This window comes from Beijerinckia mobilis (assembly GCF_000745425.1).
GTDB classification, from domain to species: Bacteria; Pseudomonadota; Alphaproteobacteria; order Rhizobiales; family Beijerinckiaceae; genus Beijerinckia; species Beijerinckia mobilis.
Window position 1 is genome coordinate 192,439 of sequence record NZ_JQJH01000004.1, and the last position, 13,896, is coordinate 206,334.

Below are 13,896 nucleotides of genomic sequence, written 5' to 3' on the forward strand. Positions count from 1 at the left end.
GAGGAAATGGGATCCCTTATGAAGGATGCTCAATCGACATTGACCGCGGAACTGTCCGAAAGGCGTGGACCCTTTCAACGGCTCTATGATTGGACGCTTAGTCTGGCGGAAAGCCGTCATGCGCCTTTGGCGCTCGGCCTTGTCGCTTTTGCCGAAAGTTCCTTTTTCCCGATTCCGCCCGACGCGCTTCTGGTGCCTATGTCTGTCGCCAAGCCAAGGCAGGCCTGGGTTTTCGCTCTGATCTGCACCATCGGATCGGTTCTGGGCGCGATGCTCGGCTATGCGATTGGCGCCCTGCTTTATGAAACCGTCGGGCAATGGCTGATTCATCTTTATGGCTATGGGTCGCGTGTCGAGGAATTGCGGGCGCTTTACAGCCAATGGGGTTGGGCGGTCATTCTCATCAAGGGTCTTACCCCGATTCCCTTCAAGATCGTGACGATCACCAGCGGCTTGCTCGGCTACAATATCCCGCTGTTCGTGGTCCTTTGCCTGCTGACGCGCGGCGCCCGTTTCTTCATCGAGGCGCTCCTTTTGACCTTTTACGGAGAGCCGATCAAACGGATCCTCGATCAATATTTCGGTCTCTTTCTGATCCTTCTGCTCGTCGCGGTCGTCGGCGGCTTCTGGATCGCCACGCGCGTTTTGTGATGCTGCAGAAGCTTTTGTCCCACCCGCGACGTACTTTGATCCTCGCTATTCTCGTTCTGGCAGCCGCTACGCTGGCAGGGGCCTGGATCTTCCAGTTTTCTGGAGTCGTGCCCTGCGAGCTTTGCCTCAAGGAGCGCTGGCCTTATTATGCGGCGCTGCCGATCGGTCTCTCCGCGCTTTATGCCGTGGGGCGCGGTGCGCAGGGAACGAGCCGGATGCTTTGCGGCCTCCTCGCCCTGCTGTTTCTCGTCAGCGCAGGCTTTGGATTTTACCATGCCGGCGTCGAATGGGGCTTCTGGCAGGGGCCGACCGATTGTACCGGACCTTTGCAGAAGGCCGGATCGATGGACGAATTCTGGCAGCAATTACAGAGTGTGAAGGTCGTGCGCTGTGATGAAGCGGCGCTACGAATTCTTGGACTTTCGCTCGCCGGGTGGAATGCGGTGATTTCTCTTTTCATCGCGGCACTGGCCTTCAAGGCCGCCGTGCCGGACCGGCGCTGAAGCTTAACTTTCAGCGATGAGACGGGCGCGGGCGCGCAGCTTTTCGGTTTCGCTTTTCAGCTGGCCGCAGGCGGCGAGAATGTCGCGACCGCGCGGCGTGCGGACGGGGCTCGCGTAACCGGCGTTGAAGACAATCGTTGAAAACCGCTCGATCGTATCCCAATCCGAGCACTCATAGGGTGCGCCTGGCCATGGGTTGAAGGGAATGAGATTGATCTTGGCCGGAATGCCTTTCAAGAGCCGGACGAGTTCGCGCGCCTCGGCGGGGGAATCGTTGATACCCTTCAACATCACATATTCAAAGGTGATGCGCCGGGCGTTGGTGGCGCCGGGGTAGCTCCGGCAGGCATCGAGCAATTCCTTGATGGGATATTTGCGGTTGAGGGGCACCAGTCTGTCGCGCAACTCATCGCGCACGGCATGGAGCGAGACCGCGAGCATGCTGCCGGCTTCGCGACCCAAGGCTTCCATCTGCGGGACGACGCCGGCGGTGGAAACGGTGATGCGGCGGCGCGAAAGGGAGAGGCCCTCACCATCGGAAAGGACGCCGACGGCTTTGCGGACATTGTCGAAATTATAAAGCGGCTCCCCCATGCCCATGAAGACGATATTGGTGATGGGCCGGTTGCCTTCACCGGGCAGAAGACCATCCTTTGGCGGCACGAGCCCGGGAAAATCGCCGAGCTTCTCGCGCACCACGACGAGTTGCGCAACGATTTCCCTTGCGGTGAGGTTGCGGACCAGTTTCTGCGTCCCGGTGTGGCAGAAAGTGCAGGTGAGGGTGCAGCCGACCTGACTTGAAATGCATAAGGTGCCGCGGTCGCTTTCGGGAATATAGACGCATTCGACTTCATCCCCGCGCGCGCCTTCCGTCTCGGAAGCGAGCCGGATCAGCCATTTGCGTGTGCCATCGGTCGAAAGCTGCTCGCTGATGACCTGTGGCCGTTCAAGGGAATAATGCTCGGCCAAGGCGGTCCGCAGATTCTTGCCGACATTCAGCATCGAGTCGAAAGAGCGGATGCCGTGAAAATAAATCCAGTGCCAGATTTGCGTGGTCCGCATGCGCAATTCGCGCTCGGGCACGCCGATCGCGGCAAGGGCGGCGGCGAGCTCCTCGCGCGTCGCTCCAAGCAGCGAGGGCAGGGCTTTCGGCGCGTCTTGCGGGTTCTGTTCGAGGACCGGCGCTGGCAGGATAGAGGTTTCGATCATGGCCTCTTTTATCATTGGTCGTGCAGCGATGGAATGTTTTCGGTGGTTTGTCTGCACGACGTGCTGGCTGAACAGCATTCCCGTACCGGAGCCATGAGAAAGCCGCGGTGGCCATTCATCCTTCGGATGCCCTTCCGGCAAAATGGCCCCGGATCAGGCTTTATTCATCAAAGCTGTTCATTCATCCATCAGGCTGTTCTTCTTCCGGAAGGTCTAAAGATGAGTCGGAATTCGGTGCTCGTTGCGCTCACGCTTCCAACTGTTTTCGCTTTGTCGTCGGTTTCCGGCGCGCTTGCGCAGGCTCCCTCTGTTCCGCCCTCGGGCGTTCCAGCTTTGGGTGTACCCTTGCGCGAGAGCGTGCCGACTGTCTCCGTGACCGGTCATGCGAGCCTGGATGTTGTCCCGGATACGGCCCTGATCACCATTGGCGTTGTGACGGAAAATGCGCAGGCTGCCACGGCCGCGACGGAAAATGCCAGCGCCGTTCAGGCTTTGATCGACTCTCTGAAGAGTCAGGGGATTGCCGCGCGGGATATCAGGACGGTGCGGATCACGCTCGCGCCCGTCTATGACGAAAGTGACGAACCCTCTCCCCGCCAGCGGAAACGCGTTCTACGCGGATACAAAGCCACCAATAGTTTCGTTCTGCGGGTTTCGCCGACAGCCCGCGTCGGGCAGCTCGCCGGCAGCCTTTTGGATAAAGGCGCCAATATGATCGAAAATATCGAATTCGATCTGTCGAACAAGGAAGGCGTTCTCTCGCGTCTGCGTGAGGATGCGATGAAAGATGCTTTGACACAGGCGAAAGGCTATGCGGCGCCGCTCGGGCTGCAGCCGGGCCGAGTTCTGGTGATCCAGCCGCAGAATTTCTCCGGTGGCCCCATTCCGATGATGCGGGCGGCGAAAGCGTCCTTCGCGCAGGCCGATGGCGCGGCTATCGTCCCCGTCGAGCCGGGGACGCAGACGATGGAACTGGATACACAGGTGGTCTTCGAACTGGTGCTGCTAAGACCCTGACACGGCCTCACGCCAACGCCCGTTCAGACAAGAAAGGGCGGAGGTAAAACCTCCGCCCTGACAAAATCTCCGCCTGGATCACGATCGTTATGGCCGGCGTGACGGCGGGAATGCGTTTGATCAGCTGAGCTTCATGCTGCCGGTCTTGGCGCGGTGCGCATGCCAGGAGAAGGCTTCCTCGAGTACATGCGGTGTCTGGCCGCCGCGGGCCAGGGCGCGATTGTAATAATCGAAAGCCTGATCGCGATAGGCCGGATCGACGCATTTCTCGATGACGATCTTCGGCCGTTCGCGCGGGGCGAGCGCCCGAAGATCGGCGAGGCCATGTTCCGTCACCAGAATATCGACGTCATGTTCGGTGTGGTCGCAATGCGTGACCATCGGCACGACGGTCGAGATCGCGCCATCCTTGGCGGTCGATTTGGCGACGAAGATCGACATATAGGCATTGCGCGCGAAATCGCCCGAACCGCCGATGCCGTTCATCATATGCGTGCCGTTGACATGGGTGGAATTGACATTGCCATAAATGTCGCATTCCAGCGCCGTGTTGATGGCGATGATGCCGAGGCGGCGGATGATTTCCGGATGGTTGCTGATTTCCTGCGGACGCAGGACGAGGCGGTTCTTGTATTTGTCGAGATTGGCGTAGACCGCGTCGCCGACTGGCTGCGTCAGCGTCATCGAGCAACCCGAGGCGAAGAGCAGCTTGCCGGAATCGAGCAGAGCGATCGTGCTGTCCTGCAGCACTTCGCTATACATGGTCATCTCCTCGAAGGGGCTATGGACGAGCCCGTAGAGCACGGAATTGGCGATATTGCCGATGCCGGCCTGGAGCGGGTTCAGGCTGTTCGACAGACGGCCCTGTTTCACTTCATTGGCGAGGAAATCGGTGAGATGTCCGGCAATGGAGATCGTTTCTGGATCGGGCGCCGTATTGGTCGCTGCACTATCGAATTTGTCGGTGAAGACGATTGCGGCGATCCGGTCGGGATCGCAGGGAATATAGGGCGTGCCGATACGGCTGTCGGCGGCCATGACCGGATAGGGCTGGCGGTGCGGCCGCTTGCCGGGAATATAGATGTCGTGCATGCCCTCGATCGCCGCTGAATGGCTCGAATTGACCTCGACGATGACCTTCTCGGCAAGCGTCACATAGGTCGCCGAATTGCCGACCGACGTCGTCGGAACGATGCCGCCATCCTCGGTGATCGCCGCTGCTTCGACAAGGGCGATGTCCACCGGCTTCATCTGGCGCGAGCGGAGGAATTCCGAGGTTTCCGAAAGGTGCTGATCGATGAACATCACGTCGCCGTGATTGATCGCGTTGCGCAGGGTCGGGTCGGCCTGGAAGGGCAGGCGGCGGGCGAGCACACCGGCTTCCGTCAGAAGCTTGTCGATATTATTGCCGAGCGATGCACCGGTCATCAAAGTGATCTTAACAGGATTGCTGGCGTTCCGCGCGGCGAGGGCGAGCGGAACAGCCTTGGCCTCGCCAGCGCGTGTGAAACCGCTCATTCCGACGGTCATGCCGTCTTTAATGAGGCTTGCGGCTTCGTCAGCGCTGACGACCTTGGACAGGAGGGAGGGCCGACGGATACGGTCTTGAGACATGGCGGGCAAAAGATCCTGGCGCGAATAGTAAAAAATCCCGGAAGGGACGGCGGTAATCTATCAGTCCGTGACCTTTCTCTCTCTCGGTATTGAGACGGATAGATGATCACGGAAAAGTAATATCATTTCATCTTCATCTTGCGAGAGTCCGGCTTCCGACAGATGCCGGAACTCTGCTTTGCCCCCGGTGGTTTTTCGTGAGGCGGTTCCATTCGCTGAAAAAGCAGGACCGTCGAAAGGTTGCGCGAACGCACCTTATGGCGCGAAAGGCAATGGCACATGGCGGAAACCAGGGTTCTCATCGCTTTCTATTCCCGCACGGGCGTGACCGAAGCTCTGGCCAGAGGCATTGCTGAAGGCGCCGAAGCGGCGGGGGCTGAGGTCCGGTTGCGCCGCGCGCGCGAAATCGTCTCGCCGGAAATCATGGCCTATGCCAAGGGCTGGAAGGAAGCTGCCGACGCCATGAACGCCCGCTACGAGGCGCCGAGCGCCGCCGATGCGGAATGGGCCGATGCGATCGTCCTCGGTACGCCGACCCGTTTTGGCGCGATTTCCTCCGAGCTCAAGGCCTATCTCGACGGGCTCGGCGGCCTTTGGGTGCAGGGCAAGCTCAACGGCAAGGCGGGGGCGGTCTTCTGCTCGACCTCGACCACCCATGGCGGCAATGAATCGACGCTCCTCTCCATGTATAATCCGCTGGCCCATCTCGGTTTGATCATCGTGCCGACCGGCTATGCCGACCCGAGCCTCTATAAGGCCGGGACACCTTATGGCGCCTCGGCCGTGTCCCATAACCAGGCGACGCCACCGACTGCAGAGGATCTCGACGTCGCGCGCTTCCAGGGCAAAAGGGTGACGGAAGTCGCGGCCGCTCTCAAGGCCTATGCGGCCGCGAAGGGATAAGCCGCAGCTCCCTCCGAGCGAGTTCAGGAAGCCGGATCCAATCCGAGTGCTGCGGCGAATTCGCGCCATTCCCGCTCGCCGAGGCCACTCGTCGCCTGGGTGATTTTTTCCCCGCGGATCATTCGTCCGACCAGTCCGACGGCGGTTTTCGACAACGTGACGGCGCCGAGCCGGTAATCGACGAAGGCTTCATGCGTCAGCGGGACCCAGGCCTCGACGATCTTCAGGATGGTTTCGGCATAGGCGCGGATTTCATACTGGGCATGGCTATCGGCGCGTAGGCTGAGAAAATGCAGAAGGTTGTGAAGATCGGCCTTCCAATACCATTGCGTATAGGTGTTCAGGGTGAGGTTGATGCGGGCGAGTTCCCGCGCCAGGCCCTTGCGCGCCGGATCCTGCGTCTCGCCTTCATTGAGCATGAATTCATAATCGCGATAATTGCGTAAGGCATCCTCGCGCAACAGGTTGAGCACGCGTTCGGCTTCTTCTCCCGCGAGCACGGCGCCGCGCCCCTGCCGGTTGTCAGTGGATTGCGCGGCGAGATGTTCGGGCGCCGGCAGGTAAAACTCATTGTCGAGAATGGAATAGCGCGCCGAAATCTCGTTGATGCTCGCCATGCGGTGGCGGATCCATTGCCGCGCGATGAAAATCGGCAATTTGACGTGCAGCTTGAGGACGCACATTTCGAAGGGCGTCGTATGACGGTGGCGCATCAGATAGCGGATGAGGCCGCGATCCTCGCTCACCTTGCGGGTGCCGCGCCCATAGGAGACACGCGCTGCCTGAACCACTGCCGAATCATCGCCCATATAATCGATGACACGCACGAAGCCATGGTCGAGCACGGGCATGGGCTCGTGCAGCATTGCCTCGAGTGCCGGGACGGTTGGGCGCAGGGTTTGCGCCCGATTCTCGCGTGCCTCGGCGATTTCTTTTTGCCGCGCGTCGGAGAGGGGAGGGGAGGAAGCGGCCCGCTCATTGGGAGCGGAGAGGGGCGTTGCCATTGGGGCCTGTTGTCTCGAGATGCAGTGATAGGATTGCGATTGGTCCGTCCTTTATAATCACTGCAGATCATCACACGAAAGCTAAAGCGCTCGCGGCTCCGTTGAAGCACGCGTGCAGGGCGATCGAGGCCTTGAGGCCGTTGCGTTCCCGCAGGACGCCCAGAGCGAGACCTATCGGCAAAACCACCAGCGCGTAGAGATGGGTCTTTTCATAATGAGCGAATGCAAAAAGGAGTGAACTGGCCATGATCGCAGGGCGTGGTCCGAATTGCGCGGTGAGGCTCGTCTGAATCCAGCCGCGAAACAGAAGTTCCTCGGCGATGGGCGCGAAGACGACCGCGAGGAGGATGATAAGCGCCGCGCCCTTCCACATTTTCGGCATGACGAACCAGTCCTGCGAGGGCGGATAAAGATGGGCCATCGCCAGATCGATGGTGAATCCATAGAGGATCGTCAGGATGGTGAGACGCCAGAACAGTCCGCCATTCCGGATCGGGTGCCAGGATTGCCAGCCTAAGAGCGAAGCGAACGCCGGGCCACCCCGCCAGCGGGCAACCAAAAGAATCGCCAGAGATAGATTCGTATAAAGGACGAAGGACAAAAGCAGTCCGAGTGTTTTGAGGCTCTCGCGGGGAAGTGGATGGTGTTTGAGATCGGCGAGGGCGAGAATATCCCGGGCCAATGGTGCTACGGGCGGAAAGAATGGTCTCACGATGAAAACGAGACCGGCGAGAAAGCATCCGATCACCAAAGTGATGAGCCCTATGGCGACGAGGCTGAGGCAAAGTCCGGTCAATCGATAGGGTTTCGCCAGCAGCTCCGGCGTCGATTGTGTATCTCGCGATGGGATCATGGGAGAAACGTCCTTTGCAGGAATTTCCGCACGACGGATTTCATGGTGACGGATTTCACCGGAACGGGTGGTGGAAAAGCGGTGACGGCCTTTGTAATTCGCTCAATATGGCTTATATGAAACCTGCCGCTCTGCGGCTATGGCGATAAACGGCTTCGAAATAAGCTCTTCGGACCCGGGGGCGGTACCCGGCGCCTCCACCAAAACCCATTGATCGCAATTTGCCGCGGGCATGCTCCGGCGGCAATCGCTCTGACGACAATGAGTTTTGGCGGGGGCGAAATAGGTTCGACGGGGGGTGTAAAGGATGACCTTTCGCTCGGCATGGTTCCGCCGTCATCGGGCCGATCTTATAGTTGCCAACGACAACTATGCTCCGGTGGCCGTTGCCGCGTAATGCGGTAATAGTACCGATTCAAAGCCCTTAGGGGTAGCACTCTAAGGCGGGGTTCGGAGGCACCTGGCAACAGAAGCCTCCACTTTCCTGTGCGATCCGCTCCTCCTGCCTGTCGATTTGCCGTGAACGCGTTTCACGGGGTACGATTGATGCATTCTTTCCGCATCGAATTGGAGGTTCCGCTTCATTCGAGACAGCGGATGCATTACAAGTTCATTTCGCCTTTCGTTCTCGGCGTGTGTGGCTAGCCTTCGCGCAGAACGGCCCGCCCTTGATTGGACTGTCCATGGCTTCTGACCTTATCCGCTACGATCTCCTTGTTCAGGACGCCTTGCGCGGTGTTGTCCGCAAGGTTCTGACCGATGCCATGCGGGAAGGTCTGCCCGGCGAACATCATTTCTACATCACGTTCAAGACGCATGCGCCGGGAGTGCGTCTCTCGACCGTGATGCGCGAACAATATCCCGATGAAATGACGATCATCCTCCAGCATCAGTTCTGGGATTTGAGCGTCAACGATCAGGCTTTCGAGGTCGGGCTTTCCTTCAAGGGGATACCGGAAATCCTGCGGATTCCCTTTGATGCCGTGACTGGCTTTTTCGACCCCTCCGTTCCTTTCGCTCTTAAATTCGAGATCGAGGAAGAGGCTGTGGAAGCCGGCGCCAATGATACAGGCGTGCCTGTAGCGGAACGCAAATCCGAAGCTGGTGGGCCGTTTCTCGTGTCAAAAACCCGCGAGGAAGCGGCGGCCTCCGGAAAAGACGGATCAGCCACCGAAACGGAGGCGGAAGCTACACCCGAGGAAGCCAAGGTCGTTTCGATCGACGCGTTCCGCAAGAAGACCTGAGGCCATTATGGGCGATCTCGTCAATCTTCGCCGTGTGCGCAAGGACAAGGCGCGGCAAACGCGGGAGGTGGAAGCTGCGGCCAATCGTCTGCTCCATGGCCGCACGCGTGCCGAACGCGAGAAAACCGCGAATGAGAGGCAGCGCGCGGAGGCTCATCTCGACGCTCATCATCTCCTGAAGGAACCGGAAAAGAACGCTGGCGACAGCGTCGATTGAGCGCCGGGAGGAAGGACGCATGCGGGAAGGCTCGTCATCCGGCTCGGTTGCTGCCATGCCCGCATCGGCTGCCGGCATCATCAAACATTCGGTCACCATCGCCGGTCACGCGACGAGCATCTCACTTGAAAGCGCTTTCTGGGAAGCTTTGAAGGAGATGGCTCTTGAGCGCCATCTTTCCGTGGCGGCGCTCATCGCGGAAATCGATGCCTTGCGCATCGAGAATGCGCTTTCCCGCAAAAACCTGTCTTCCGCCATCCGTGTCTATATTCTCGAAGCCTTGCGCGACATAGCCAATCGAGCGCCGCGCGCCGATTGACGCTGCACTTGGTCCGCGTCCACTTAGGCAGCAGGCGGTAAGCAGGGCGATCTTTGCCCTATTTCTGCAGATGTAAGGTCACCCATCCGTCGAGATCGAGACGGTGGCGGAAGGCCATTCCCTGGAGACGATAGGCGCTGAGTACACCTGCTACATCACGGGCTAGCAGGCCGGACAGGATGATGTCGGCGCCGGGGCGGGTGACCCGCGCGATGGCTGGAGCGAGCCCGCGCAAGGGGCGTGCGAGAATATTGGCGAAGACGAGATCATAAGGAGCGCCGGCGCGAATGCGCGGATGGCTGGTGCCCGAAGCGACGACCGGGTGGATAAAGGCACCGGCACCGTTATGGCGTGCATTGTCCCGCGCGGCGATAACCGAATCGCGATCGATGTCGCAAGCCTCGACCGGCCGGTGGAGCAGACGCGCCGCCGCCATGGCGAGCACGCCCGACCCTGTGCCGAGATCGAGCACTTTGCGTGGAGACTGCTTTTTCACAACGCGATCGAACATCAGAAGGCAGCCACGCGTCGAGCCGTGATGGCCGGTGCCGAAAGCGAGCGCGGCCTCGATCTCGATAGCGATGTCACTGGGCCGAACAGCATCGCGGCGATGTGCGCCGTGGACCAGAAAGCGGCCGGCGCGGACGGGTGGCAAGCCTTCGAGAGAAGCGGCGACCCAATCGCGCTGTTCGATCTGTTCGAAGACGAGCGCATGTGCAGCTTCAGGTCCAGCGACGGACTCGATGAAGGCGCGCAGATTGTCCTCGTCGGGAGGTGAGGCGAAAAAGACTTCAATGCCCCAGCCGGGCTGGCCGCCATTTTCCGGCTTGCGCTCGAAAGTGCTCGCGGCGATCTCTTCCGGGTCGAAAGTTTCGACGATGAGATCGGCGATCCGGTTGGCTTTTGCCTCGTCGCAATCGAGACGCATGACGATGGAAGGTGATGAGGTCACGGAAAAGCCGGCTGAATGGGGCTGTTTAAGGAACGCTTTGCATTTGGCCTGTTCGTCTTGGAAATGCCTTGGGAGCATTGTCCTTGAAGCCTCGTCGAAGAAGCCTTGTCGAAGTAGGGACAGTCAAAGCGGCGTGAGTCGCGGCGTGATCCCAAAATTTTGCGGATCAGCTCGTCTACGAGAGACGCAGAGGCGAAATAATTTCGCTCCTCTAGCATGAGGCGTCTGGTCTCGCAACGCACTGTCTCTCCCGATCGCTCTGGAAACTCTTCGAGAGCCTTCGTGCTATGAAATCCATCAAAGGGTTACGAGCGCCTTGGAGTGAGCGCCGCACCAGTTGGGTAGGAAAAGCGAGATAAAAGGGCCTTCCAGGGGCGGCAATTTACGGGGACGACAATAAAGCCTCGCTCAATGACAGGAACCAGAGCGATGGTCTTTATTTCCGTAAACGCCTCAAATGTCGTCAGAAATGGAATGTCCATTTTCCAGTGAGATAATTTGCTACCTGATGGAGCCGGAATGGCACGCTGCCATCAACTGAAACATCAGCGCGAGCCCACCCGTAACGGAGGAGCCCGCGCCAAGAGAAGGATGCATGAGAGCCTTATAAGGAAGGCGCTCGAGTCTCAGGTAACATAGAGGATGTATGCGCTAAGCCCGACTTTCCGGTCATGCATCGAACCGCAAGCGCAATCTGGGCGACCGCTCGAGACTGCAACGCTCAATAGCGGGCGGCAATCGGAGGCAGCGGATCCGGACCACCGAAGCGATAGGTGATACCGGCGCCAACGAGCCAGGGATTGATGCCGGCATGGCCATGCACGATGGTGCCGTCGCTGAGGCTTGCCGTGACATTCGGGTTCATCATGATCTTCTTGAGATCGACGTTGAGACCCCAATGTTCATTGATCATATAGTCAAAACCGACCTGGCCGGCGATGCCCCAGGAATCGGTGACGTTCAGATGGCTCAGCACGCCATAGGCCGCCTGCTGATTGAAATAATGCGTGTAGTTAACACCGACGCCGATATAGGGCTGGAATTTGCCGAATTCGGTCCAGTGATATTGCAGCATGAGGGTGGGCGGGAAGACCCAGGTATCGCCGACCTGCGTATTCGCCAGAGGACCGCCCTTCAGGAACAGTTTGTTATAGGAAATGCAGCAGACGAGCTCCAAAGCGAAATTCTTGGTCAGATAATAGCTGACGTCGATTTCCGGAATGACGGCATTACTGGCTTTGAGGCCGTTGCTGACGAAGGCATTGCCGTTGAGGGTGTTCATATCGCCGCCACCTGGATGCGTCAGGAGACCGACCGCGCGCAAACGGATCTGCCAGGGCTGGAAGGCATCGGGGAGGGGTGTTTCGACGGCTGGTGGCTGATTGCGCGGTGCTGCGAGATCGGCGGCGTTGGCGGCAAGAATGGAGGAACCGAAGAGCAGGCTCATTAAGAGAATACGTACTAATTTATGCAATGCATCGTCCTCCTTGGGGGCATCGGTATTCATAACAAGTCATGCTGACCGCGAGCTTGTGTGACCGGCGAATGCGGTGGAAGCCTCCAACGCATAGCGCGGCATGGAAATCGGATTCGGATAAGGCGTATTCATCCGCATTCGGTTCCATCACAACGTCAGCCCGGCAGGTCGGCAATGCCATCGTTGTGATCGTCTTTGCCTTAGCTTTGTATTTAAACGATTATAAGGGGTGGTCGGACATTAAGAGAAGCGTTGTGGCAAAGCGGCAACATAACGCTTGAAGGCCACAAAGAGCTTTTATGTCGGATCGCGGGGAAAATTGACGCAAAGGGCACCAATATCGCTTTTCGTCATTATGATAGCGGTGGCTATCATCGGATGGATGGGGTGATAGTGTGCGCTATCAGACAGGCGTGCTGCCCAAAATTTGACCCGATCAATGTTGTTGCTGCATCGTGTCACATCCCTATTTGGCTTTGGTGTTTCGTCTTCTGTCATTCTCATCCCGCCGCATCGAGGCGCGGAGAGATGCGGCACGTGCCACCGCGTGGGCACATGCCGAGAGGAAAGGTCTTGGCGCCGCATGGCTCTCTCGTTCACGGCGGTTGATTCGCTTCATAAGTTCGTGTTGCCCGCGGGGCTCGCAGTGCTCTTCATTCTTGTGCCGTCGCCGGTCGCAGATCCGCCCTTACAGGTCACTGTCGAACGATTTGGCGCGATGATGCCGCAATGCCGGGAATGGACAGACGCCTGCTCGGTTTGTCTTCGCGATGGAGAGGGCGCCGTGCATTGTTCAACGCCGGGCATTGCCTGTCTGCCGGGCGTGCCGGTCTGTACGGATCCGGCGACGCCCTGAAGGTTGATCTGCCGCCAGCTGGGTATCTTGGCTGTGGATTCGGCTGGAACGGTGCGGGAGGATTCCCAGAGAGGCGCACCGCATCTGACTTCGCTCCAATTGGGCTGATGTCGCTAAAATTATTGGTGCCGGGCGGGTCAGGTGCATTGGACGGCCAATTGCGACTTCTCTGGCGAGGAAGGCCTATTCCTCGTTCCTAGATTCGTGGGAAAATCGACCTTTAGGGTTCCGTTCATGCTGAAACCGCGCTAAAGGCGGCTGCTTGGGGCGGGAACAGCTTCGTCGAACTGTCTTTTTCCGCCCTGTTACTTTCGGGGTTGGCGGGTGCCCGCGCGCCACTCCCTCATCCAGGAAATTTCCATGCGCCCATCTCAACGTGCCGCCAAGGACTTGCGTCCGGTGACTCTCGAACGCAATGTCGCTCGCTATGCCGAGGGCTCTTGCCTCGTCAAATTCGGCGGTACGCATGTTCTCTGCACCGCTTCGCTGGAGGACAAGCCACCGCCATGGCTGCGCGGCCAGGGGCGTGGCTGGGTAACGGCGGAATATGCGATGCTGCCGCGTGCGACCCATACCCGGAGCAGGCGGGAATCCGTCTCAGGAAAAATTTCAGGCCGTACCCATGAAATCCAGCGGCTGATCGGCCGCAGCCTGCGTGCAGTCACCAATCTGCAAGCACTCGGCGAGCGGCAGATCACGCTCGACTGCGATGTTCTACAGGCCGATGGCGGGACGCGGACCGCGGCGATCACCGGTGCATGGGTCGCTTTGCATGATTGCTGCAAATGGATGTATGGCCGCTCGATGCTAAAAGAGATGCCGGTGCGCGATCATGTGGCGGCCGTCTCCTGTGGCATTGTGCAGGGCGAAGCGGTGATCGATCTCGATTATGCGGAAGATTCCACCGCCGAGACAGATGCGAATTTCGTAATGACCGGAAGCGGTGCCATTGTCGAGGTTCAGGCGAGCGCCGAGGGCGCGGTCTTTACCGAGGAGGAATTGGGGTTGTTGCTGGCCCTTGCCCGCGACGGCATCAGCCAACTCGTCGCCATTCAGAAAAGCGTGATCGGCTGAACG

Annotated in this window: 15 protein-coding genes and 1 other RNA gene; 10 read left to right on the top strand and 6 right to left on the bottom strand. The window is 59.0% G+C overall.

All coding sequences use genetic code 11. The features are described 5' to 3' along the window. Positions 1-18: 18 nt before the first annotated feature. Both DL88_RS06270 and DL88_RS06275 read left to right on the top strand, forming a co-directional pair. Positions 19-651 (top strand): YqaA family protein, encoded by a 633-nt coding sequence (locus tag DL88_RS06270; protein WP_051955661.1) that lies wholly within the window; start codon positions 19-21, stop codon positions 649-651. Next, positions 651-1,154 carry a disulfide bond formation protein B gene (locus tag DL88_RS06275; protein WP_034993489.1) on the top strand — a complete coding sequence of 168 codons (504 nt, stop codon included), beginning with the start codon at positions 651-653 and terminating at the stop codon, positions 1,152-1,154. Before DL88_RS06270 ends, DL88_RS06275 begins: the two co-directional genes overlap by 1 nt. 3 nt (positions 1,155-1,157) lie before the next feature. On the opposite strand, the gene rlmN is transcribed toward DL88_RS06275, so the two are convergent. Then, positions 1,158-2,363 (bottom strand): dual-specificity RNA methyltransferase RlmN, encoded by a 1,206-nt coding sequence (gene rlmN / locus DL88_RS06280; RefSeq protein WP_084705003.1) that lies wholly within the window; start codon positions 2,361-2,363, stop codon positions 1,158-1,160. Positions 2,364-2,582: 219 nt separating this feature from the next. On the opposite strand from rlmN, the gene DL88_RS06285 reads away from it, so the two are divergent. Further along, positions 2,583-3,380 carry an SIMPL domain-containing protein gene (locus DL88_RS06285; protein ID WP_169741543.1) on the top strand — a complete coding sequence of 266 codons (798 nt, stop codon included), beginning with the start codon at positions 2,583-2,585 and terminating at the stop codon, positions 3,378-3,380. A 120-nt stretch (positions 3,381-3,500) separates the two neighbouring features. Here the strand turns inward: DL88_RS06285 and scpC are convergent, their stop codons facing one another. Next, complete coding sequence (scpC, locus tag DL88_RS06290) at positions 3,501-4,994, bottom strand: succinyl-CoA:acetate CoA-transferase ScpC (protein ID WP_034993495.1); 1,494 nt, start codon at positions 4,992-4,994, stop codon at positions 3,501-3,503. Between the two features lie 279 nt (positions 4,995-5,273). Between scpC and wrbA the strand changes: the two genes are divergently transcribed. Continuing rightward, on the top strand, positions 5,274-5,897 hold the full coding sequence (gene wrbA, locus DL88_RS06295) for an NAD(P)H:quinone oxidoreductase (RefSeq protein ID WP_034993497.1): 624 nt from the start codon (positions 5,274-5,276) through the stop codon (positions 5,895-5,897). Positions 5,898-5,920: 23 nt separating this feature from the next. On the opposite strand, the gene thyX is transcribed toward wrbA, so the two are convergent. Together thyX and DL88_RS19275 are read right to left on the bottom strand one after the other, a co-directional pair. Further along, on the bottom strand, positions 5,921-6,901 hold the full coding sequence (thyX, locus tag DL88_RS06300; RefSeq protein ID WP_051955664.1) for an FAD-dependent thymidylate synthase: 981 nt from the start codon (positions 6,899-6,901) through the stop codon (positions 5,921-5,923). Between the two features lie 70 nt (positions 6,902-6,971). Then, positions 6,972-7,754, bottom strand: a complete 783-nt coding sequence (locus tag DL88_RS19275) for a CPBP family intramembrane glutamic endopeptidase (RefSeq protein WP_051955665.1) — start codon at positions 7,752-7,754, stop codon at positions 6,972-6,974. Between the two features lie 86 nt (positions 7,755-7,840). On the opposite strand from DL88_RS19275, the gene ssrA reads away from it, so the two are divergent. From ssrA to DL88_RS06320, 4 genes are all read left to right on the top strand, one after another. Next, positions 7,841-8,235: a transfer-messenger RNA gene (gene ssrA, locus DL88_RS19810) on the top strand. Positions 8,236-8,437: 202 nt separating this feature from the next. Continuing rightward, positions 8,438-8,998: an SspB family protein gene (locus DL88_RS06310; protein WP_034993499.1), complete on the top strand. Its 561-nt coding sequence runs from the start codon at positions 8,438-8,440 to the stop codon at positions 8,996-8,998. 7 nt (positions 8,999-9,005) lie between these two features. After that, complete coding sequence (locus DL88_RS06315; protein ID WP_034993501.1) at positions 9,006-9,215, top strand: DUF4169 family protein; 210 nt, start codon at positions 9,006-9,008, stop codon at positions 9,213-9,215. A gap of 19 nt (positions 9,216-9,234) precedes the next feature. Beyond that, entirely contained in the window at positions 9,235-9,534 is a 300-nt protein-coding gene (locus tag DL88_RS06320; RefSeq protein ID WP_245270655.1) for a ribbon-helix-helix domain-containing protein, read from the top strand. A 58-nt stretch (positions 9,535-9,592) separates the two neighbouring features. Here DL88_RS06320 and DL88_RS06325 read toward each other — a convergent pair whose 3' ends face one another. Continuing rightward, entirely contained in the window at positions 9,593-10,462 is an 870-nt protein-coding gene (locus DL88_RS06325) for a 50S ribosomal protein L11 methyltransferase (RefSeq protein WP_051955681.1), read from the bottom strand. Positions 10,463-11,207: 745 nt separating this feature from the next. Then, positions 11,208-11,993 carry an OmpW/AlkL family protein gene (locus DL88_RS06330; RefSeq protein WP_034993503.1) on the bottom strand — a complete coding sequence of 262 codons (786 nt, stop codon included), beginning with the start codon at positions 11,991-11,993 and terminating at the stop codon, positions 11,208-11,210. 553 nt (positions 11,994-12,546) lie between these two features. Here DL88_RS06330 and DL88_RS06335 point away from each other — a divergent pair. Further along, the gene (locus DL88_RS06335) at positions 12,547-12,819 is read left to right on the top strand and encodes a hypothetical protein (RefSeq protein ID WP_034993505.1); all 273 of its coding nucleotides are present in this window, start codon (positions 12,547-12,549) and stop codon (positions 12,817-12,819) included. 360 nt (positions 12,820-13,179) lie between these two features. Then, complete coding sequence (rph, locus tag DL88_RS06340) at positions 13,180-13,893, top strand: ribonuclease PH (protein WP_034993507.1); 714 nt, start codon at positions 13,180-13,182, stop codon at positions 13,891-13,893. Positions 13,894-13,896: the final 3 nt, after the last annotated feature.

Excerpts from the sequence above, each read along its gene's own strand:
- rlmN (WP_084705003.1), bottom strand. The coding sequence starts at position 2,363 with ATGATCGAAACCTCTATCCTGCCAGCGCCGGTCCTCGAACAGAACCCG.
- DL88_RS06325 (WP_051955681.1), bottom strand. The coding sequence starts at position 10,462 with ATGCGTCTCGATTGCGACGAGGCAAAAGCCAACCGGATCGCCGATCTC.
- DL88_RS06285 (WP_169741543.1), top strand. The coding sequence starts at position 2,583 with ATGAGTCGGAATTCGGTGCTCGTTGCGCTCACGCTTCCAACTGTTTTC.
- DL88_RS06275 (WP_034993489.1), top strand. The coding sequence starts at position 651 with ATGCTGCAGAAGCTTTTGTCCCACCCGCGACGTACTTTGATCCTCGCT.
- DL88_RS06270 (WP_051955661.1), top strand. The coding sequence starts at position 19 with ATGAAGGATGCTCAATCGACATTGACCGCGGAACTGTCCGAAAGGCGT.
- thyX (WP_051955664.1), bottom strand. The coding sequence starts at position 6,901 with ATGGCAACGCCCCTCTCCGCTCCCAATGAGCGGGCCGCTTCCTCCCCT.
- DL88_RS19275 (WP_051955665.1), bottom strand. The coding sequence starts at position 7,754 with ATGATCCCATCGCGAGATACACAATCGACGCCGGAGCTGCTGGCGAAA.
- scpC (WP_034993495.1), bottom strand. The coding sequence starts at position 4,994 with ATGTCTCAAGACCGTATCCGTCGGCCCTCCCTCCTGTCCAAGGTCGTC.
- wrbA (WP_034993497.1), top strand. The coding sequence starts at position 5,274 with ATGGCGGAAACCAGGGTTCTCATCGCTTTCTATTCCCGCACGGGCGTG.
- DL88_RS06335 (WP_034993505.1), top strand. The coding sequence starts at position 12,547 with ATGGCTCTCTCGTTCACGGCGGTTGATTCGCTTCATAAGTTCGTGTTG.
- DL88_RS06320 (WP_245270655.1), top strand. The coding sequence starts at position 9,235 with ATGCGGGAAGGCTCGTCATCCGGCTCGGTTGCTGCCATGCCCGCATCG.
- DL88_RS06310 (WP_034993499.1), top strand. The coding sequence starts at position 8,438 with ATGGCTTCTGACCTTATCCGCTACGATCTCCTTGTTCAGGACGCCTTG.
- rph (WP_034993507.1), top strand. The coding sequence starts at position 13,180 with ATGCGCCCATCTCAACGTGCCGCCAAGGACTTGCGTCCGGTGACTCTC.
- DL88_RS06330 (WP_034993503.1), bottom strand. The coding sequence starts at position 11,993 with ATGAATACCGATGCCCCCAAGGAGGACGATGCATTGCATAAATTAGTA.
- DL88_RS06315 (WP_034993501.1), top strand. The coding sequence starts at position 9,006 with ATGGGCGATCTCGTCAATCTTCGCCGTGTGCGCAAGGACAAGGCGCGG.